22 protein-coding genes and 1 pseudogene are annotated in these 19,995 nt (G+C 70.3%); 16 read left to right on the top strand and 7 right to left on the bottom strand.

Going from position 1 to position 19,995, the window contains the following annotated elements; all coding sequences use genetic code 11:
- Window positions 1–147: 147 nt before the first annotated feature.
- The 3 genes from FVE89_RS02525 to FVE89_RS02515 form a co-directional block, all read right to left on the bottom strand.
- Entirely contained in the window at window positions 148–1,317 is a 1,170-nt protein-coding gene (locus FVE89_RS02525) for a polysaccharide biosynthesis/export family protein (protein ID WP_160532534.1), read from the bottom strand.
- Window positions 1,318–1,768: 451 nt separating this feature from the next.
- Window positions 1,769–2,017, bottom strand: coding sequence for a hypothetical protein (locus tag FVE89_RS02520; protein ID WP_160532533.1), 249 nt, complete (start codon window positions 2,015–2,017; stop codon window positions 1,769–1,771).
- Between the two features lie 183 nt (window positions 2,018–2,200).
- Window positions 2,201–2,476, bottom strand: a complete 276-nt coding sequence (locus FVE89_RS02515; RefSeq protein ID WP_160532532.1) for a DUF3072 domain-containing protein — start codon at window positions 2,474–2,476, stop codon at window positions 2,201–2,203.
- A gap of 172 nt (window positions 2,477–2,648) precedes the next feature.
- On the opposite strand from FVE89_RS02515, the gene FVE89_RS02510 reads away from it, so the two are divergent.
- The 7 genes from FVE89_RS02510 to FVE89_RS02480 all read left to right on the top strand — a co-directional run bounded on the left by FVE89_RS02510 (window position 2,649) and on the right by FVE89_RS02480 (window position 8,650).
- Window positions 2,649–3,209, top strand: coding sequence for a gluconokinase (locus FVE89_RS02510; RefSeq protein ID WP_246730450.1), 561 nt, complete (start codon window positions 2,649–2,651; stop codon window positions 3,207–3,209).
- Entirely contained in the window at window positions 3,206–4,078 is an 873-nt protein-coding gene (locus FVE89_RS02505; protein ID WP_160532531.1) for a Cof-type HAD-IIB family hydrolase, read from the top strand. The genes FVE89_RS02510 and FVE89_RS02505 overlap by 4 nt, the downstream gene beginning before the upstream one ends.
- A 478-nt stretch (window positions 4,079–4,556) precedes the next feature.
- On the top strand, window positions 4,557–5,540 hold the full coding sequence (locus FVE89_RS02500) for a transglycosylase SLT domain-containing protein (RefSeq protein WP_160532530.1): 984 nt from the start codon (window positions 4,557–4,559) through the stop codon (window positions 5,538–5,540).
- 328 nt (window positions 5,541–5,868) lie between these two features.
- Complete coding sequence (locus tag FVE89_RS02495; protein ID WP_160532529.1) at window positions 5,869–6,753, top strand: helix-turn-helix transcriptional regulator; 885 nt, start codon at window positions 5,869–5,871, stop codon at window positions 6,751–6,753.
- A 277-nt stretch (window positions 6,754–7,030) separates the two neighbouring features.
- A complete protein-coding gene (gene cysE / locus FVE89_RS02490; RefSeq protein WP_160532528.1) occupies window positions 7,031–7,882 on the top strand; it encodes a serine O-acetyltransferase in 852 nt (283 codons plus the stop codon).
- Between the two features lie 97 nt (window positions 7,883–7,979).
- Window positions 7,980–8,195, top strand: coding sequence for a DUF3126 family protein (locus FVE89_RS02485; protein ID WP_160532527.1), 216 nt, complete (start codon window positions 7,980–7,982; stop codon window positions 8,193–8,195).
- A 125-nt stretch (window positions 8,196–8,320) separates the two neighbouring features.
- Entirely contained in the window at window positions 8,321–8,650 is a 330-nt protein-coding gene (locus tag FVE89_RS02480; RefSeq protein WP_160532526.1) for a hypothetical protein, read from the top strand.
- Window positions 8,651–8,654: 4 nt separating this feature from the next.
- Here FVE89_RS02480 and FVE89_RS02475 read toward each other — a convergent pair whose 3' ends face one another.
- Window positions 8,655–9,362, bottom strand: coding sequence for a transglutaminase-like cysteine peptidase (locus FVE89_RS02475; protein ID WP_160532525.1), 708 nt, complete (start codon window positions 9,360–9,362; stop codon window positions 8,655–8,657).
- Window positions 9,363–9,683: 321 nt separating this feature from the next.
- Here FVE89_RS02475 and FVE89_RS02470 point away from each other — a divergent pair, with 321 nt between their 5' ends.
- Window positions 9,684–9,941: a hypothetical protein gene (locus tag FVE89_RS02470; RefSeq protein WP_160532524.1), complete on the top strand. Its 258-nt coding sequence runs from the start codon at window positions 9,684–9,686 to the stop codon at window positions 9,939–9,941.
- 607 nt (window positions 9,942–10,548) lie between these two features.
- Here FVE89_RS02470 and FVE89_RS02465 read toward each other — a convergent pair.
- A complete protein-coding gene (locus tag FVE89_RS02465; protein WP_202130510.1) occupies window positions 10,549–11,235 on the bottom strand; it encodes a transglutaminase-like cysteine peptidase in 687 nt (228 codons plus the stop codon).
- Window positions 11,236–11,520: 285 nt separating this feature from the next.
- Here FVE89_RS02465 and FVE89_RS02460 point away from each other — a divergent pair, with 285 nt between their 5' ends.
- From FVE89_RS02460 to FVE89_RS02440, 5 genes are all read left to right on the top strand, one after another.
- A complete protein-coding gene (locus FVE89_RS02460; RefSeq protein ID WP_202130558.1) occupies window positions 11,521–12,069 on the top strand; it encodes a c-type cytochrome, methanol metabolism-related in 549 nt (182 codons plus the stop codon).
- Window positions 12,070–12,221: 152 nt separating this feature from the next.
- Entirely contained in the window at window positions 12,222–13,409 is a 1,188-nt protein-coding gene (locus FVE89_RS02455) for an FIST N-terminal domain-containing protein (RefSeq protein ID WP_342389798.1), read from the top strand.
- On the top strand, window positions 13,406–14,752 hold the full coding sequence (locus FVE89_RS02450; protein ID WP_160532521.1) for a hybrid sensor histidine kinase/response regulator: 1,347 nt from the start codon (window positions 13,406–13,408) through the stop codon (window positions 14,750–14,752). Before FVE89_RS02455 ends, FVE89_RS02450 begins: the two co-directional genes overlap by 4 nt.
- Window positions 14,753–14,916: 164 nt before the next feature.
- Window positions 14,917–16,320, top strand: coding sequence for an MFS transporter (locus tag FVE89_RS02445; RefSeq protein ID WP_160532520.1), 1,404 nt, complete (start codon window positions 14,917–14,919; stop codon window positions 16,318–16,320).
- Between the two features lie 67 nt (window positions 16,321–16,387).
- Window positions 16,388–17,185 carry an SDR family NAD(P)-dependent oxidoreductase gene (locus FVE89_RS02440; protein WP_160532519.1) on the top strand — a complete coding sequence of 266 codons (798 nt, stop codon included), beginning with the start codon at window positions 16,388–16,390 and terminating at the stop codon, window positions 17,183–17,185.
- Window positions 17,186–17,567: 382 nt separating this feature from the next.
- Here the strand turns inward: FVE89_RS02440 and FVE89_RS02435 are convergent, their stop codons facing one another.
- Complete coding sequence (locus tag FVE89_RS02435) at window positions 17,568–17,930, bottom strand: SWIB/MDM2 domain-containing protein (protein ID WP_160532518.1); 363 nt, start codon at window positions 17,928–17,930, stop codon at window positions 17,568–17,570.
- Between the two features lie 243 nt (window positions 17,931–18,173).
- Here FVE89_RS02435 and FVE89_RS31475 point away from each other — a divergent pair, with 243 nt between their 5' ends.
- The 3 genes and pseudogenes from FVE89_RS31475 to FVE89_RS02425 all read left to right on the top strand — a co-directional run.
- Window positions 18,174–18,296, top strand: a complete 123-nt coding sequence (locus tag FVE89_RS31475; RefSeq protein WP_281408941.1) for a hypothetical protein — start codon at window positions 18,174–18,176, stop codon at window positions 18,294–18,296.
- Between the two features lie 48 nt (window positions 18,297–18,344).
- Entirely contained in the window at window positions 18,345–18,842 is a 498-nt protein-coding gene (locus FVE89_RS02430) for a DUF2721 domain-containing protein (protein WP_160532517.1), read from the top strand.
- A gap of 96 nt (window positions 18,843–18,938) precedes the next feature.
- Window positions 18,939–19,292, top strand: a pseudogene (locus FVE89_RS02425) (PRC-barrel domain-containing protein); the annotation flags it as partial.
- A 253-nt stretch (window positions 19,293–19,545) separates the two neighbouring features.
- Here FVE89_RS02425 and FVE89_RS02420 read toward each other — a convergent pair.
- A complete protein-coding gene (locus FVE89_RS02420; RefSeq protein ID WP_160532515.1) occupies window positions 19,546–19,953 on the bottom strand; it encodes a hypothetical protein in 408 nt (135 codons plus the stop codon).
- Window positions 19,954–19,995: the final 42 nt, after the last annotated feature.

Below are 19,995 nucleotides of genomic sequence, written 5' to 3'. Positions count from 1 at the left end.
GCTCTTCTAGGCATCCTTGCGCGCGGCGACCACAGGCGGAAGGCATGCGGCATCCGCGCCGCATTTCCGCACCGCACCCGATGCCCTTACGCGAGGACGCGGGGAAACGCGATTTTTTTCCGCGCCCTGTCGGCCGTCGTCCCGTCTTTACTTCGCGTAATAGTAGGCCGTGGCGACCGACGAGATCGGGCCGGTGACGCCGCTGAAGGCGGAGAGCACCTTCGAGACCTCGGTGAACGGCGCGTTCGACACGTAGATCAGGTCGCGGTTGCGCATCCGGAACGCCTGGGACACGAACAGGCTGTTCGGGTCGCGCATGTCGATCCGGTACACCACCGGAACCAGCGGCGTGCCGAGCAGCTTCGAGCCCGGCTTCAGCCGCCGCACCACGCTGGCCGGCTCGAACCGGAAGATGAAGGTCCCGGCCGGATCGGCGGCGAAGTCCGACAGGCCGCGCGCCTTGGCCAAAGCCTGCGCTAGCGTGATCCCGTCCGCCTGGAACGGCAGCTCGGTGCTGTTGCCGAGCGCGCCCACCGCGATGAAGGTCTGCGGATCGCGCACCAGCGTCAGCACGTCATTGGGCCGCAGGTAGATGTTCTCCCGCGGGTTCGACACCACCGTGGTCAGCGGCACGGTCGCGGTCACCGACCCGCGCGAGAGCCGCACGAAGGTCTCGTTGACCGGCGAGCGGTTGCCGCCGGCGGCCGCGATGACGTCGAGGATGCGGTCGCCGTGGCCCGACAGCGGCAGGCGGGCGCCGGCCGCACCCTCGCCGGTCACCGTCACGGCCTGGCTGATCGGCCGGGTGACCGAGACCAGCACCTGCGGCTGGATCGCCTTGCCGGCGAGCTCGTTCTCGATCAGCGCCTGGACGTCCTGGGGCCGGCGGCCGTCGACCTTGATCCGGCCGGCATAGGGCACCGAGATGGCGCCGTCGCGCCCGACCGGCTGCTCGGGGATGAGGGCGGACTTGGAACCGGCCGAGAAGCGGTCGGCCACGAGCGGCCCGGAGAACAGGCCGCCGGAGCCGGCTTCCCAGATCGAGACCGAGACCATGTCGCCGATGCCGATCACCGGCTCGGCCGACGGGCGGTGGTCGCCGAAGGAGGCGAGCAGGCTGTCGAGCGGGCGCCCGCGCAGGGCCTCGATCACCGCCGGGGTGACGTCGATGATCTCGTAGCGCGCCAGCAGGCTGCCGTCGGCGGTGGCCACCTCCGAGCCCGCCTGGATCGCACTCGCCGTCGGACCCGCCGCAGGCAGGTACGTGCAGCCCGACATCGCCATGGTGGCGAGCAGGGCGAGGGGAAGAGTTCGCATCCAGATGTTGTCCATCGGTATTGCCGAACCCGTGCCTAGCCGATGGCGGCCCGGGTGTCCGTAGCGGGTGAGCCACACTCCGCCCGTGACGGCCGAGGTTGCCGTTTCATCCTCGCTAAGCACAGCTTTTTCGGGGCAGGCGGACAGCATTGGGGCTTTTGCGGGGGATAGCCGCGCGCCGGCTGTCTTCGATCAGGGGCCGGCCCGTCGCATTGGCCCAGGGCGAACCGGCATGGGTCGGGCTTCTGCCGGGGGCGCGGACGATGGCGTGTTCGGATCCGGGGTCGGGGTACCGCCGCCACCCCCGCGAGCCGACCGCCGGCACACGGCGATCCCGTTCCGGTGAGGTGTCGCGGCGGCGATCCTTGGTGAGACGGGCTTTGCGGCGGGCTTGGCGATCAGGGCCGCCGATGCATCGGGATGATGAGGTCAAGCCCCGTCGCGAACCGGCTCAGTTGCCCTGTTCGACCGCGGTGCTGATCTGGTTGTAGACCCCGCCCATCCGGCTGACGTAGATCCGGATGCTCCCGGCGGCGACGAGGAAGATCAGGGAGCCGATCAGCGCATATTCGATGGCCGTCGAGCCGCGCGCGTCGCGGGCGAACCGAGCTGTGCCGGCCATCCAGGCGTTGCCCGCGCCGGCTGGGACTTCGGACTGGGCGGCATCCTTGCCAGCGCCGTCGCAACTCGGCTCATGCATGGTCGAAACCGCCCTTTCACCGCGCTACGCCACCCCCTATGGCAGCACGGCCCGTCATTGGTTCTAACCACCGGTCGATTGCTGCAGTCTTAATCAAGTCTTCGAAACCAAGGTCACCACGAATAAGCGGCACAATTTTCCCCGATCGGGCGCACCCGCAGATCCGGGTGCGCCCTCAACCGGTCAGGCATGCCCGGCCTTGTGCCGGAGATCATCGATCCGCTTCGAGGCTTCGGCCTTGTCGAGGTCCGGGTCGAACGCCTTCGGTTCCTTGGCCTCCTCCGACAGGGTCTTGAGATAGGACGCCTGAGCGCCGGTCATCGGCTCACCCCCGGTGGTCCACTGGTCGGGATCCTTGATCTGGTTGGACACGTCCTTGGGATCGGCTTTGGGATTCTGGTCGGATTCCGGCGCCTTCGCGTCCGACTTCGAGGCTGACTTCGCGGTCGACTGGGACATGGTCGATTTGTTCCTGAAATGTTCTGACGTCCCGAGGAGAACGCGCGGCCACGCGGGCAGTTCCGGCGCTGCCGCGGCGGCGATGCGTCGTCCCCGGTCTTTCCATCCCGGCCTTCGGTCCTATTGATGACACGCGGTGCCCCGGGGCACCTCGGAGGTGGGGGGCCTGACGATGTCCCAGCAGATGGCTCACGGGGTCGGACGGCGGATCGCCGACGCGCAGGTGCTCATCGTGATGGGCGTCTCGGGATCGGGCAAGAGCACCGTCGCGGCGCTGATCGCCGAGCGGCTGGGCTGGATCTTCATCGACGGCGACAGCTTCCACAGCCCGGAGAACGTGGCGAAGATGCATGCCGGGCACGCCCTCGACGACGCGGACCGCGCCCCCTGGCTGGCGCGGATCGCGGCCTGGATCCAGGCGAGGCTGGAGGCCGGACAATCGGCCGTGGTGGTGTGCTCGGCCCTGCGCCGGGCCTACCGGGACATCCTGACCCGCGGGAGCCGCCGGGTGCGCCTCGTCTACCTGGAGGGGGACAGGACGCCGATCGCCGGGCGCCTCGCGGAGCGGCACGGGCATTTCATGTCGCCGCTCCTCCTCGACAGCCAGTTCGCCACGCTGGAGCCCCCGGGCCCCGACGAACACCCGATCATTGTCGGGATCGCCGACCCGCCCGCATTGATCGCGGACCGCGTCGTGGCGCATCTCGAGGCGGAGAGCGGAGCGAGCCGATGACAGCCCAATCCGGCAAGGCCACGGGGATCGCCCTGGTCATCTCGGACGTCGACGGCACCCTGGTGACCGCCGACAAGCGCCTCACGCCCGCCACGGTCGCGGCCGTGGGAAGGCTTCGGGCCGCGGGGATCGGCTTCAGCATCGCCTCGGCCCGGCCGCCGGTCGGGCTGCGCGGGCTCGTGGCCGAACTCGGCCTCGACCTGCCGATGGGGGCGTTCAACGGCGCCGGCGTGGTCCGGCCCGACCTGTCGACCATCGAGGAGCGGACGATTCCCGAGCCGGCCGCCCGGGAGACCCTGGAGCGGATGCTCGCCGAAGGGCTCGACGTCTGGGTGTTCGCGAAAGGCGCATGGTGCCTGCGCGATCCGCACGGGCCCTACACCGATCTCGAACGCCGCACGATCGGCGCGGAGCCCCGGGTGGTGGCCGACCTCGGCACGCTCATGGGAGATGCCGCCAAGATCGTCGGGGTGAGCCGCAACCACGCCCATCTGGCGGATTGCGAGGCGCGGATCGGGGCGGCGCTGGCCGACCGGGCCACGATCCACCGCTCGCAGCCCTACTATCTCGACGCCACCCCGCCCGATCTCGACAAGGGCCGGTTCGTCGCCTGGATGAGCCAGCATCTCGGCATCCCGCCCGAGCGGATCGCGACCTTCGGAGATGCGGGCAATGACCGCCCGATGTTCGCGCGCAGCGGCTTCTCGGTGGCGATGGGCAACGCCGAGGACGCCGTGAAGGCCGCCGCCAGCGCCGTCACCGACAGCAACGACGCGGACGGCTTCGCCCACGGCGTCGACCGCTTCATCCTTCCTGAGGACGCACCGTCCCAGGGGACGCCGGTCTGGCGCGAAAAGACAGGTCGATAGAAGACCTTAGCACCAGCCCTTTTAAGGTGTTTGGGTCAGCTGCGAAAATCGCAAGTCGTGGCTCTAACATCCTGAAAGAGCAACGCCTTTTCCCCTCCCCCTTGTGGGGAGGGGCCAGGGGTGGGGGTGGTGCAGGATGAGGCGCAGCGGTGCCGTCTGCACCACCCCCACCTCCAACTCCTCCCCACAAGGGGGAGGAGAGTGCGCTTGGCCCCTGTCTCGTTGCTTCCGCAAACACCTTAAAAGGGCTGACCTTAGCGCCGTGTCTGACGGCGATCGGCCCCGGCTCCCATGAGCCCTCGGCCGGGATGCGGATCGGCCCAGCACCGCATCCCTGCGAATGTATCCGGCCTGTGTCCGGCGGAGCACAGGGAGCGGCCGCGCCCCGCCCGCCCACAGCTTGCCGAAGCGGGGCCGCTTTCCGGCCTCATTTCCCCGCGACCTAGCTTGACCAAGGACAACAGCACCGGGTCTCGGAATGCATCGCCTTCTCCTGGCCGCCGCCCTCGCGGTCGTGCCCGCCGCCGCCTTCGGGCAGGCGGCGCACGACAACATCGACGCGTTGATCGAGCAGCAGGCCAAGGCGAACGGCGTTCCGGCAAGCTTCGTGCACGCGGTCGTCAAGCGCGAGAGCAACTACAATCCGCGCGCCAAGGGCGGCAGCGCGCTCGGCCTCATGCAGATCAAGCACGCGACCGCGCGCAGCCTCGGCTATACCGGCGACGCCGCGGGGCTCCTCGATCCGGCGACCAACCTCCGCTACGGCGTGGCCTACCTGGCGGGCGCCTATCGCACCGCGCAGGGCAATCTCAGCCAAGCCTATCACTATTACAATCGCGGCTACTATTACGCGGCCAAGCGCCAGGGCGTCTCCACCGAGGTCGCCTCGGTGGTGGCCCCGGTCGCCGCCTCGGCGAGCGCGCTCGCGAGCCTGTTCGGCGGCGGCGCCGCCGATGCCAATGCCGCCGCCCCGGCCCTGGCCTATGCCCCCAACGCCGCCTCGGTCGCGGCGCCGACCGAGACGGTCGAGGTTCCCCTTCCGCCGCGCCGTCCGGCCGCCCTCACGGGCACGATCCAATTCGCCAGCCTGACCGTCGAGCCGGCCGCCGCGCCGGCCGGCGCGCCCCCGGCGGCGCAGACGGCGCAGGTCGAGTCCGTGGAAGTGCCGCTGCCGCCGCGCCGGCCTGCCGGGTTCGGTGCGGCGGCCCCTGTCCCCGCCGAGCTCGCGGAACTGCGTCTCTCGCCCAAGGCCGAACCGGTGGCCGAACCGGCTCCGACGACCTCTGCTGCGACGACTCCTGTGGCGATGACCCCTGCGGCCGCGTCGGCGCCGATCGCCGAGGCGGTCGAGGTTCCGCTGCCGCCGCGCCGTCCGGCCGTCCGGATGCTGGCCGCGGCCGGGCCGCGACGCGCGCCGACCGGCGCGACGGTCCAGGAGGCCGTGGCCCTCCCGGTCGAATAGGACCAGGCGACCCGGATGATCCGGCAACGGACACCGGGCCGGGCCTCTGCCCACACAAGGATCATGCTCAAGCCTTGACCATCGGGTCGTTCCGCAACACATAGGCGCCACGCCAGCAGCGTGGTTGGGCCGGTGCGGCACAGACCGTCGGCCGGTCGCAGCGGCCGGAGACGGGCGGCGCAACACAGATCTCTGGGCAGGATACGCGGGTCTCCGCGCGCGGGGTCGGGCAGCCTTTGTCCGAACCGTCGGGCGCGACCGATCTCGAAGCGGCAGACATGCAGGGCACGGACTCTGCTTTCGAGCTGGCAGGAAAGCGGACGGCGCCATGACCGGCGTGGTAGAACAGGAATCCCTCTTTCTCACGGACCTCGGGCGCCGCGTCAGACACGCGCGCACCGTGCGCGGTCTGTCGCGCAAGGTCCTGTCGCAGACCTCGGGCCTCTCCGAGCGCTACATCGCGCAGCTGGAGGGCGGCCAGGGCAACGTCTCGATCATCCTGCTGCGGCGGGTGGCCAACGCCATGGGCGTGCGGCTCGACGACCTGATCACCGGCAACGACGCCCAGCCCGACTGGCCGCTGATCCGCGACCTCCTCAGCCACGCGAGCCCCGCGCAGGTCGCCGCCGCCAAGCAGGCGCTCTCCGGCGGCAACCGGGCCGAAGCGGGCGACCGCCCGCGCGTCGCCCTGATCGGCCTGCGCGGCGCCGGCAAGTCGACCCTCGGCAAGCTCGCAGCCGAGCGGCTGGGCTGGACCTTCGTGGAGCTCAACGCCGAGATCGAGCGGGAGAACGCGCTCTCGGTGCAGGAGATCTTCGCGATCTACGGCCAGGAGGGCTACCGGCGCCTGGAGCAGGCGGCCCTGCGCCGCCTGACCGAGCATCCCGGGCCGCTGATCCTGGCGACCAGCGGCGGCATCGTGGCCGAGCCCCTGACCTACGACCTGCTGCTCCAGGCCTTCTACACGATCTGGCTGCGCGCCCGGCCGGAGGAACACATGAGCCGCGTGCGTGAGCAGGGCCACCTCGCCACCACGGGCGACCACGCCTCGGCGATGCAGGAGCTGCGCGCCGTGCTGGCGAGCCGCGAGCCGCTCTACGCCCGCGCGCCGGCCACGGTGGACACGTCCAACATCCCGGTCCAGACGATGCTGGACCGGCTGACCTCGGCCATCGAGGCGCGGTTCGGTCAGGCGGTCTCGCCGGTCGGGTAACCCAGTGACAGCCATGCCGGTGACGCGGGCTCCGGAAAGCTCCGGCCCTTGATCGCCGCGCCGCGGCGCACCACGCTAGGGCGTGTCATCGAGGGTCATGGTTTCAAACGGTCGAGACCTTGTGCGGGTGCAGGGCAGAGCCCTGCTGTCGGGCTCTGCCTGATGTCGGGGCCCTGCCCCGGCACCCCGCCAAAGGACGATCCCTTTGGAATCCCGCGACCGGAGATCGGACGATGATCCACGGCCCAGGAACCCGCTCTCACTCGGAGGCTCGGACATGAGCGCCAGTCCTGTCCGCAACGCGGAGCCCCGCGACCTCGCGGTCCTCGATCCGGTCTGGTCGCGGCTGCGCGCCGAAGCCGAGGACCTGCTGCACACCGAGCCGCAGCTCGCCTCCTTCATCGTGGCGACCATCCTCAACCACGCCACCCTGGAGGGGGCGGTCTCGCACCGGGTCGCGGCCCGCCTGGGGCATCCGTCGCTGCCGGCCGAGCTGATCGCCCACGCCTTCCACGAGGCGGTCACGGCGGATCCCGCCATCGGGCAGGCGTTCCGGGCCGATATCGGCGCAGTCATCGACCGTGATCCCGCGACGCTCCGGGCCATCGAACCGGTTCTCTACTTCAAGGGCTTCCACGCCCTCCAGGCCTACCGCCTCGCCCACCACGTCTGGAACCGCGGCCGACGCGACCTCGCCCTCTACCTCCAGAGCCGCGTCTCGGAGGTCTTCCAATGCGATATCCACCCGGCCGCGCGGATCGGGCGGGGCGTGTTCCTCGACCACGCGACGGGGCTCGTGGTCGGTTCGACCGCGGTGATCGAGGACGACGTCTCGATCCTGCACGCCGTGACGCTGGGCGGCACCGGCAAGCAACGGGGTGACCGGCATCCCAAGATCCGCCGCGGCGTGATGATCGGGGCCGGGGCCAAGATCCTGGGCAATATCGAGGTCGGGGCCTGCGCCCGGGTCGCGGCGGGCTCGGTGGTGCTCCGGCCGGTGCCGCCCAACACCACGGTCGTGGGCGTGCCGGCCCGCGTCGTCGGCACCGCGGGCTGCGACGATCCGGCCCGCGCCATGGACCAGCTCGTCGCGCTGGACCAGTTCATTCACCTGGGCGACGGGATCTGACCGTCTTCTGCGCGCTTGCCGCTCCGCCGCGGGCGTGGCAAGCCCCAGCCCCATCCGCCCACCCGCAGCGCCTGCGCCGCCAGGGAGACCCAACAGCGTGACCAAAGCCGAGACCGCGAAGCTCCAGGACTACCTGCGCCGCAAGTTCGCCAACAACAACATCCGCCTGACGGCGATGAAGACCGGTGATTCCGCCGAGGTGTTCATCGGCGACGAGTCGATCGGCGTGATCGCCGACGACAAGGAGGACGGCGACGATTCCTTCGTCTTCCGGATGGCGATCCTGGACATCGACCTCGAGGAAGACGCCTGAACCACAGGGCGAATCGGTTCCGCCGGCATCGACCTGTGCATGGGTTAACGCGAACCGGCGGCCTTGCTTAACAACCAGTAAACGGTGTGGCTAAACTGCGCGCGACCTGTACAGGAGCGCGAATAATGGTTGTCACGCCTGCCGCCCTCGATTCGATCCGGACGCTGTGCATCGGCCTCGCGCTCTCGGGGCTGATCGCCAGCGCCTTCGAGCTGTTCGCCGCGCGGCGGGCGAGCTTCAGCCTGCTGGAGCGCGGCGGCCTGCCGGCGGTCGCCGCCCTGCCGATGCTGGCCTTCTCGGCGCCCTTCATCATCCTGCGCAACACCGTGCGTGGCCGGCGGATCGAGGGCCGGCCGATGCCGTTCGTGATGCTCGCCACGATCATCGCCTGCGGCTGGAGCCTGCTTTCGGGCCGGGTCGCCCTGGACTTGGCGGCGATGCTGGTCGGAGTCTGAGACCTCAGGGCTCGGCGGTCGCCACCTGGGCGGCACCGTCCCTCCCCTCCAGGGAGACCCAGGCCGGTCCGTCCTGGCCGGCGCGCTTGATGAAGCTGTAGCCCGTGCGCCGCCAGGGGCGGATCGCATCGGTCTTGTTGTCGAGGATGAAGTCGCCCTGATCGGTGCGCACCGTCAGCACCGCATGGCCCTCGTTGATCTCGTCGATCACCACGGTCATCAGCAGGGCGCGCCGGGGCAGGCCGCGTTCCGCCAGCATCCGCCGCTTCAGGAGCTGGTAATCCTCGCAATCGCCCGACCCATCATCGGGAAAATCCCAGCGGTCGACGACGCCCCAATGCGCTTCATCGGTGATCGGCCGGATGCGTGCGTTGACCCGGCGGTTGACGCTCAGCAGCGTCCGCCAGACCGCCACGGTCAGCGGGATCACGCGGGGCTCGGCGGGATCGAGGGTGCATTCCTCCGGCCTCCGCGCGCAGAATTCGGTCCAGCCCGCGATGGCGCGGACGGCCCCATTGGGCTCTTCCACGGAGGCCACCCCGGGCAGGACGAGACGGGCATGGGCGTGGGTCGTCGCGCCGCCCAACGTTAGGATCGACCCGATCAGGGCGAAACTGGCAGCCTGACGCGCCCGGCGCGCCGTCCTCGCCCATCCGCGCCACCGCAGGGGCGCGAACGCCTGACACGTAAACCCGCCATCCGCGTGCCGCATGGTCCAAGCCCCGCCGCCCGATGATGACGGAAAGGTGACACGGCCTCTTGCGACGCACAACGGCTTTGTGGGGCATGACAACGCGCGAACCGAGGCAGGGTTCCGTTTACGGACGGTGTTACATCCGCAGAACTCCACAGTTCTGCATGCGTCGAGGGAATACCGGCGTTGCGCGGCATCCGAAGCCCTTGATTCGTGCCCGCTTTGCCGGCTTGTCAGAGGACGCCCACGCGATGGATTCGCGGTGGGCTCCCCATCGTGCAAAACATCGGCCAGTCCATCGGGACCTGAGCCGCAGCCGAGAAGAAGAAGGACACCGTGATGCAGCCCGCCATCCAGCAGGTGATCAGAGCGCTCGCCGAGGATGGCCGGGCCGGCGCGATCCAGATCGCGGAGCATGCGGTCAGCGCCTATCTCGCCGACGCGCCGAGTGAGGGCGACCGGGCCCTGTCGCGGGACATCCTGGTCCGCGACCTCGCGAGCCTTCGGGGCATCGCGCCGCATCTCGCCGGCTTCATCGGCCGGGTCGAGGCCTACGTGGCGAGCCTCGCGCAGCCCTCCCTGAGCCGCGCCGCCTGAGGCCTTATCCACGTTCCGCCGCTTACTGTCCCGTCACTCAAGGCACGCCCCTGTGGCGTGCCTGACGCGGTCATGACGTAGCGCGTCCCCACTCGCCGCGCGCGGCTTGCGGATTGACGCATCGACCACCGGAGACTGAGCACGCAGGGCTCCGCGTCTCTCCCTCTCTCCTTTGCGGGGGAGGGAGAGACGCGGAGATGTTCGCGCTCGATCCCCAACGCAGATATGTGAATCTGAAAGCCCGCACGCGCGAGCGGGCTCGCAGCGCCCATCAAACACGTCGCGATCCGGTGGGGCTTCGAGCCAGCCCTTTTAAGGTGTTTGGGCTAGCTGCGAAAGTCGCAAGTCGTGGCTCTAACATCCTGAAAGAGCACCGCCTTTTCCCCTCCCCCTTGTGGGGAGGGGCCAGGGGTGGGGGTGGTGCAGGATGAGGCGCAGCGGTGCCGTCTGCACCACCCCCACCTCCAACTCCTCCCCACAAGGGGGAGGAGAGTGCGCTTGGCCCCTGTCTCGTTGCTTCCGCAAACACCTTAAAAGGGCTGGGCTTCGAGCCTTTCCCTGCTGCGCTCTGTGCACCACACCGGCTACCGCCCCAGCGGCGCGCTCCTTACCGGTTCGCGGTGGTGACGGGGGATGTGACGCCGCCGAGGGAGACCCAGGCGACCGCGTCCTGGCTCTCGCGCTTGATGAACACGTAGCCGGTCTTGTGCCAGGGCAGGATCGCGTTGGTCTTGTTGTCGAGCACGAGGTCGCCCCGGTCGGTGATCAGGCTCAGCACGGCGTGGCCCTCGCCCTTCTCGTCGATCACGACCGTCATGCGCATGGCCCGGCGCGGCAGGCCGGCCTCGGCCAGGAGGTGGCGCTTGAGCAGCTGGAAATCCTCGCAATCGCCGATGCCGTCCTCGGCCAGATCCCAGCGGTCGGCCACGTGCAGGTGGTCCTGGTCGGTCATCGGCTCGATCGCCTTGTTGACCCGGCGGTTGACCGACACGATCGTGGCCCAGATGGCGGGCGTGAGGCTGATGCGGGCCGGCTCGGTGCGGTCGACCGCGCACTCGGCCGCGTAGCTCTGGCAGAACGTCACCCAGGCCGCGATCGGCTTCGCATCGCCCTGCACCCGGGCGCCGGCCTCCGTGGGCAGGCTGGCCAGCGTCTGCGCCTCGGCCGTGGCGGCAAGGCCGGCCAACCCGAAGACCGCGAGGGCCAGGCCGCGCACCGCGCGGCGACCGCGGGAGAACCGACGCGATGCGGAACCGGACACAAGTCCCTGCACCTTGGAAACCGCGAACCGCATCGCCGTGTCTCAACCGTTAAGCTCTCGTTAACGAAAGCTCTCACGCCGGCGGCCCGGCGGCAATCCGCCGATTAACAAAAGGTTAATGCTGTGCGCAACGCGGATAATCCGACCGCTCCGCGCGGATCACCGACTGCGTCCCGCCACAACGCGAAATTGTGATGGGACCGTCGCGGCTCCGAGGCGGCCGGGCGCCGTTGTGATCTTACCGCACCCGCGCGACGACGCCTGTGGGCGGCAGGAGGAACGCCAATGCGGTGTGGTGCGGATGGAATCGCCGGGATCATGCTGGCCGGACTTGCGGCGGGCTCCCTGTGGACGCTTCCCGCCCGGGCGGCGCCCCCCGCCGCCCCGGCCCCCGCCGCATCCAGCGCGACCGGCCTGAAGAGCGATGGGCCGACCCAGCCCGCCAAGGTCCAGGACGGCCAGTACACCGACAAGAACGGCGACCCGACCTACCACATCACCGATGACGGCAAGAAGGTCGATTGGTACACGATGTCGGGCTACCTCCGGTACAACGCCAATTGCATCGTCTGCCACGGGCCGGACGGCATGGGCTCGACCTACGCGCCCTCCCTGGTCGATGCCCTCAAGGGCATGGACTACGCGCATTTCGCCGGCATCATCGTCGGCGGCAAGAAGGACGTGAACGCCGCGCAGGAACTGGTCATGCCGGCCTTCGGGGATAACCGGAACGTCATGTGCTACATGCCGGATATCTACACCTACCTGCGTGCCCGCTCGGACGGGGCGCTGGGCCGCAACCGCCCGCCGGAGCACGAGCCGAAGCCCGCCGCCTTCGAGAAGGCCGAGGATGCCTGCATGAAGTGAGGCCCGGCACGACACATCCCGTATCGGACGGCAGAACGCCCCCGTTGCGCAGATCGGTTGCGCACGACATACTCACCCGCGCGACAGATAGAGTGGGCAGCAAGCCCGCCGAGGGGGTCCGCAGGGGGTGAGACGTGGCTCAGGGATCGGGTGTGCGCCGCCATCTGTGCGGCATCTGGACGGCCTGGACGGAGGCGGCCACGGCCGCAGACGCGGTCTCGGACATCGCCCGCGCGATCCATGAAGCCCACCTGTCGCAGATCGTCGTGTTCTTCTCGGCCGATTACGACGCCGAGGCCCTGGCGCAGGAACTTGGGACATGGTTCCCCGGCGTGCCGGTCTCCGGCTGCTCGATGTCGGGGGGGATCGCGCCGGCCGGCGGCCTCGACCGCGGCCTCGTGGTCATCGCGTTTCCGGCCGAGCGCTTCCGCATCGTCTCGACGGTGCTCGACGCCATCGACCATCTCGATGTGGAGCGGACCGCCTCGGCGGTGCGGGCCCTGCGCCGGACCCTCGACCCCCTCGATTCCTGCCGGGAGGGCCACCCGGCCGCGGCCGGTCGCCGCTTCGCCCTGTCGCTGATCGACGGCCTCGCCAACGCGGAGGAGACCGTCGTGTCGGCGATCGCCTGGGCGCTCGACGGCATTCCGATCGTCGGCGGCTCGGCCGGCGACGACCTCCGCTTCCGGGACGCGGTGGTGCTCCATGGCGGCCGGATCCACCGCAAGGCGGCGGTTCTTGTCCTGGTCGAGACAGATTTCTCCGTGGAGATCTTCAAGAGCGACAATTTCGAGCCGACCCAGACCAAGTTCGTGGTCACCGCCTCGGACGGCGAGCGACGCGAAGTCCAGGAGCTGAACGCCGAGCCGGCGGCCCGGGAATACGCCATGGCGATCGGCCTCGATCCGGAGGGCCTGTCGCCGATGAGCTTCGCGGCCTATCCGCTCGCCGTGAAGGTCGGCGGCGAGTATTTCTGCCGCTCGATCCGGCGGATGAACGAGGACGGCTCGCTGAGCTTCTTCTGCGCGGTGGACGAGGGCGTGGTGCTGACGCTCGCCGAGCCCCGCGACATCGTCGCCTCGACCCGGGCTGAGCTCGCCCGCCTCGACGCGCAGCTCGGCGGCGTCGACCTGATCATCGGCTTCGAATGCGTGCTGCGCCGCCTCGATGCCGAGAGCCGGCAGGTCCGCCACGGCATCACCGACCTCTACCGCCGCTACGACGTCGTCGGCTTCGAGACCTTCGGCGAGCAGTACCGGGCGATGCACCTCAATCAGACCTTCACGGGCATCGCCATCGGCAAAAGTCTCGCGTCCGGCGGGGCTCCGGTCGCGTCGTGACCCTGCATCCGAACGGGCTGGAAACCGACGAATCCCTGCGCCGGCGGATCGAGAAGCTCGAGCGCATCAACGCCGCGCTGATGTCGCATGTCGAGCGCAGCATGGACCAGCGGGGCAGCGCCTACTCGCTGTTCCAGACCGCGATCATGCTGGAGGGGCGCGTCCGCACCCGCACCGAGGAGCTGACCGGGCTGATGCACCGCCTGGAGCGCTCCAACGCGGCACTGGCCGCCGCCAAGGAGGAGGCCGAGACCGCAAACCGCTCCAAGACCCGCTTCCTGGCCGCGGCGAGCCACGACCTGCTGCAGCCGGTGAACGCCGCCCGCCTGTCGATCTCGGCGCTGGCCGACCTCGACGTGCCGCCGGAGGCGCGCACCATCGCCGGACAGGTGGAGCGGGGGCTGCAGACGATCGAGGACCTGATCAAGACGCTCCTCGACATCTCCAAGCTCGATGCCGGCATCGTCCGCCCGCAGCTGCAGCCGGTCTTCCTGCCCGATCTGCTGGCCGAACTCGCGGAGAGCTTCAAGCCGTTTGCCGAGCGCAAGGGATTGCGGCTCGCGGTGCGCTGCCCGGACCTCACCGTCACCAGCGATGCGGTGCTGCTCCAGCGCATCCTGCAGAACCTCGTCTCGAATGCCGTGCGCTACACCGCCAGCGGCGGCATCGTGCTCGCCGCCCGGCGCCGTGCCGGCGGCGTCCGGGTGGAGGTGACCGATACGGGCTGCGGCATCGCCGATGAGGATCGCGCCCTCGTCTTCGACGAGTTTTTCCGGGGCGGCGCCCGGTCGAGCAGCGGCGAGGAGCCGGGCCTGGGTCTCGGGCTGTCGATCGTGCGCCGCATGGCCCAGGCGCTGGACCATCCGCTGACCCTGGCCTCGCGGCCGGGCCATGGCACGCGGGTCACGCTCGCCCTGCCGCTGAGCGCGGTTCCGGCCGCCGCGGCGCCGCCCGCGCCGATGGCGACCCGGCTGTCGGGAGCACACGTCCTGGTGGTGGAGAACGACGCCTCGACGGCCGACGCCCTGGCCCGCCTGCTGCAGAACTGGGACGCCCGGGTCTCGACATGTCGCGATCTGGCCGGCGTGCGCGCGGCCGTGGCGGCGGGGGCTGCGCGGCCCGATATCCTCCTGCTCGACTACCATCTGGACGAGGGCGCCTGCGGCCTCGACATCGCCGCCTATCTGCGCGGGCAGCGCCTCGATCCCCTCCCCGTGATCGTGACCACCGCCGACCATTCGACGGCGGTGGAGGAGCGGGTCGCGGCGGCCGGCGCCGAACTCGTGCGCAAGCCGATCAAGCCGGCTCAGCTGCGCTCGCTGCTGACTTATATGCTGGCGTGAGCGGCGCCAAAACAATCCCTCCGCGCCGTGACATAGAACACACCGCCCCCCTCGACGGCCCGCCCCGCCTGCGCGACAGGACCGGCATCCACGGCGCCCCCGCGCCCGGATTTCCCCCGCCATCGACGTCACGGACTCTCCGGGCGCCGCAGGAGCGCGCGATCATGGCGCAGGTCCCGTCCGGTTCAGGCGCCGCACAGAGTGGCAGCGCACAGGACGGCTTGCCGCCGCGCGAGCGGGTCCTCGCCATGATGGCGATCGGGCTCGCCATGACCATGGCGGTCCTCGACGGGGCCATCGTCAACGTGGCCCTGCCGATCATGGCCAAGGACCTCGCGGTCAAGCCGGCCGACGCGATCTTCATCGTCAACGCCTACCAGATCGCGGTGACCGCGAGCCTGCTGCCGCTGGCGGCTTTGGGCGACATCTTCGGCTTCCGCCGGGTCTACCTGCCCGGGCTCGCGGTCTTCGTGGCCGCCTCGCTCGCCTGCGCGGTCGCGCCGAGCCTGCCCCTGCTGATCGCGGCACGGATCGTCCAGGGTCTGGGGGCGGCGGCGATCATGAGCGTCAATATCGGCTTCGTGCGCTTCATCTACCCGCACCGGATGATCGGCCAGGGCGTCGCCAACGTCGCGCTGGTGGTGGCGGTGGCCTCCGCGGCCGGCCCGACGGTCGCGGCCGCGATCCTCTCGGTGGCGACCTGGCCGTGGCTGTTCCTCGTCAACATCCCGGTGGGCCTCCTGGCGCTGACGGTGGCCTCCCGCACGCTGCCGGTGACGCCCGCGAGCGGACGGCCCTTCGACGGCATCAGCGCCGTGCTCAACGCCCTGACCTTCGGCCTGCTCATCATCGGCATCGACGGGCTCGGCGATCCCGGGGCGCAGAGCGTGGCCGTGGCCGAGCTGGTCGGCGCCCTCGTGATCGGGGCGATCTTCGTGCAACGCCAGATCCGACTGCCGGCCCCGCTTCTGCCGGTGGACCTCCTGCGGATCCCCGCCTTCGCGCTGTCGATGGCGACCTCCATCGCCTCGTTCTGCGCCCAGATGGTCTCCTACGTGGCGCTGCCCTTCTACTTCCAGGACGTGCTGCACCTCTCCAGCACGCAGACCGGCTTCCTGCTCACCCCCTGGCCGATCGCGGTCGCCGCGATGGCGCCGGTCTCCGGGCGCCTCGCCGACCGCTACCCGCCCGGGATCCTCGGCGGGATCGGGCTGGCCATGCTGGCGACCGGCCTCGTCTGCATGACGCTCCTGCCGTCGGCGCCCGCGACCCTCGACATCATCTGGCGCCTGACCCTGTGCGGCCTCGGCTTCGGCCTGTTCCAGTCGCCCAACAACAAGGTCATCGTCACCTCCGCGCCGCGCGACCGGGCGGGCGGCGCCAGCGGGATGCAATCGACGGCGCGGCTCACCGGCCAGTCGCTCGGCGCCGCGCTGGTGGCGGTGATCTTCGGCCTGACCCATGGGCTCGGACCCGGCCGGGCGGTGACCCTCTCGCTGTCCTGCGCGGCGGCGCTCGCGGTCGTCGGCGGCTGCGCCAGCGTCCTGCGGCGCAGTCGGGCCGGCTAGGCCGCGCCGGCATGTGACCCGCACCGGGCACGCGCGTTGACGCTGCATCGCACCGTTGGAGGATTCGATGGATCTCGATCTCACCGGCCGCAAGGCCCTGGTCACCGGCTCGACCGCCGGCATCGGCTACGCCATCGCCAAGGAACTCTGCGACCTCGGCGCCGAGGTCGGCATCAACGGCCGCACGGCCGAGCGGGTGGAGGCGACGCTGGCCAAGCTGCGGGGCGAGGCGAAGGCCGGCCGCGCCTTCGCGGCGCCGGGCGACGTCGCCACCGCGGAGGGCGTCGCAGCCCTGGTGCAGGCGCTGCCCACGGTGGACATCCTGGTCAACAACACCGGGATCTTCGAGCCGAAGCCGTTCTTCGACATCCCGGATGCCGACTGGCAGCGCTTCTTCGACGTCAACGTGATGAGCGGCGTGCGCCTGTCGCGGGCCTACACACCCGGCATGGCCGAGCGCGGCTGGGGCCGGGTGATCTTCATCTCCAGCGAGTCCGGCATCAACACCCCAACCGAGATGGTCCATTACGGGATGACCAAGACGGCCCAGCTCGCCATCGCGCGCGGCCTCGCCCAGACGGTCGCGGGCAGCGGCGTGACGGTCAACAGCGTCCTGCCGGGGCCGACCCTCTCGGAGGGCGTGGCGGAGTTCATGAAGCAGATGGCCGGCGGGCGGGCGGATCCCGATCTTGAGGCGATGGGCCGTGCCTTCGTCGCCGAGCACCGGCCAACCTCGCTGATCCAGCGCCTCGCGCGGGTGGAGGAGGTGGCGAACCTCGTCGCCTATCTGTGCAGCCCCGCGGCGAGCGCCACGACGGGTGCCGCCTTGCGCGTCGACGGCGGGGTCCTGCAGGGCATCGCATAGATCCACGCGGCCGGGGCGACGTCCGGCCCGGCGCAGCACGTGGTCACGGACGCCTCGGCCAGCGATGGGTCCGCCTGGATCCCCGGCCGGAACAGCGATCGGGCGCCGACCAAGCAGAACTCTTCCGCTTCGGGCCATCGCCCTAGGGTGGTCCGGGTCGGCCCGGGCGCGCGCAGCGAAGCGCGATCCTCGCAGACACGAAACGGCCCGAACCGTCCCGGGGCGGCACGCCTCGATTCCGATCGGACCTGCGGTTTCCGGATCGCGGGCCCGCGCCGCTATCAGCCGAGGGCTTGCGGGCGCCCGTCATATCCATGCGGCCTTCTGCGATGCTCCTAGAGCCGATGGTCCGGACAGGGCCGGGCCTGGCTCTAGGGAGCGATCAGGCCTTCAGATGCGCCGCGAGGTGCTTGTTCATCTCGAACATCGAGCACTTGTCCTTGCCGAACACCTTCTTCAGCTTGTCGTCGGCCACGATCTCGCGCTTGTTCTCGGGATTCTGAAGGTTGTGCTTCTTGATGTATTCCCAAACCTTACTGACCACCTCGCCGCGCGGCAGCGGGCTGGTACCGACGATCGCGCCGAGCTCGGCCGAGGGCTTCAGCGGCTGCTGCAGGGCGTTCGGCTTGGTGCCGGCGGCCGACTTGGTCGCGGCGGGCTTGGCGGCCTTCGCCGGAGCGTCCTTTTCCGCAGTCTTGGTGGTCTTGGCCGCCTTCGGTGCAGCCTTCTCGGTCTTTGTGGCCATAAACTTCCTCCGGTTCTCGGGCCGCAGGCCGGGGCATGATCGCCCCACGGCCGAGCCAGCATAGCAGCAACTAAGCGGTGCCGCTGCCGTTCCAAGGGGAAATCGCCTTCCCGGGCCCCTCATCCACAAGGCAGGCGCGAAAATCCACAGCGAAGGCGGCCGATCCGGGCAGTCGCGAAGATGATTCACCGATCGAGGTTACGCGAAACCTGTTCTTAACAATCTTGCCGCTGATGTGCTTGCATGTTCGCCCCGGCTCTCACCCTCGCACTGCTGCTCGCCGCCGGGCTCGTGACGGCCCTCGGGATCGGCATCCGCACCGAGCCGGCGGCCTCCGGCACCGAACCGGGCCGCGGCCTGATCTGAGAATCCGGGATTGCCCTGGCGGACCGCCCGGTCCATCTGCCCGCCGGCATGACCGATCCGACCATCCCCACGACCCTCGCCACGACCCTGGAAAGCACGGCCCACGTCGTCCAGGTCGCGCTGAGCCCCGTCTTCCTGCTCTCCGGCATCGCGACGCTGCTCAACGTGTTCGGCGCCCGCCTCGCCCGGGTGGCGGACCAGGCCGATCGCGTGTCCGAACTGCTCGCCGGCGCCACGGACGCGGAGCGCCGACGCCTGGGCCGACGCCTCGACCGGCTGCACCAGCGATCGCTGGCTCTGGACGCCGCTGTGGTCCTCGCGGCCCTCGGCGGCGTGGCGACCTGCGGTTCGGTGCTGACGCTGTTCGTCGGGGCGCTGCGCGACGCGACCGTGGCGACGCTGCTGTTCGGACTGTTCGGAGCGGCGATCCTGTGCACGCTCTGCGCCCTGATCGTCTTCGGGTTCGAGATGCTGCTCGCGAGCCGCGCGGTGCGGGACCGGGTCAACGAGCGACGGGCCCAGGCCGGCCTACCGGCCGATCGCTGAACAGGCCGCGGCGGTGGAACCGGCCACCCGCCTTCCGCTTGGTTCACAGGACCTACGGGGTGCGGATCGTCCCGCATCCCCCGACAGGGAGCAATCATGCCGACGGATCTGCCCACCGAACGTGCCGTGAGGAAGCCCGGAACCCTGGAGCTCGACCCCGCCGGCGGCGAGGGCATCGCCATCGACGAGACCCCCCGGCTGATCGGCTCGCACAAGGTCGAGGGGGCGGACGTCTACGACCGGAGCGGCCGCCATCTCGGCGCGATCCACACGATCATGGTGGACAAGATATCCGGGCAGGTCGCCTACGTGGTGCTGGCCTTCGGCGGGTTCCTGGGCCTCGGCGAGACCCATCATCCCCTGCCCTGGAACGCGCTGAGCTACAGCACCGATCTCGGTGGCTACGTGGTCGACATCGAGCCGGGCGTCCTCGCGGGCGCGCCGACCCAGGCGGGATAGGCCGCCTTCCGGAGACGTCCCCGACCCGCGGTTCTCCCTCGCGGACCACCGGACCCGCACATCGCCCGTGATGCCGTGGCTGCAGAACGGAACGCGGGTTCCCTCTCCCGCACGGGAGAGGGCGGCGGGTGCGCTCCATCACGTATGTCGATGCCCAACCCGGACGTGTGCATCCGGTAACCTCAAGGAGGGGAGAGCGGGCGGCCGATCCGATAGCCGGGACGGTCCCCGGCGATCCGGCCGCTCAGAACTTCCCGCCCAGGCCGACGCTGCCGCCGGGCGCCATCATCGGCCCCATCGAGCCGCTGCTGGTCCCGGCTCCGACCGCGCCGTTGCCGCCGTCGAGATCCTCGCGCCGGATGCGCCGCTCGCCTGAATCGGCCGAGCGCGTCGCGGTGCCGGCGGTCTTGGGGATCGCGAGCTGCCGCGTCGGCGCGGTCTGGAGCGGCCGCCCGTCGGCATCGACCGCGGCGTTGCGCGCCTCGCGGTTCGGCAGGGCGCCCCGCATCGAGGGCGGGAGCCCGACCTCGGTGTCCGGCATCACGCCGCCACCGCCTCCGAGCGCCTGGCAGCCGGCCGTGAGGGCGGCGAGCGCCGCGCCGAGCGCGAGGCCGCGCAGGGCGGGGCACCGCGACGGGGAGAGGGTCGGCATCGTGTGGTCCTCGAAAAAGGCCGTGGTGATGTCCGCGGCTCG

Origin of the sequence: Methylobacterium sp. 2A (assembly GCF_009806555.1) — a bacterium.
Classification (GTDB): domain Bacteria; phylum Pseudomonadota; class Alphaproteobacteria; order Rhizobiales; family Beijerinckiaceae; genus Methylobacterium.
This window is presented reverse-complemented; position numbering and strand designations above follow the sequence as displayed.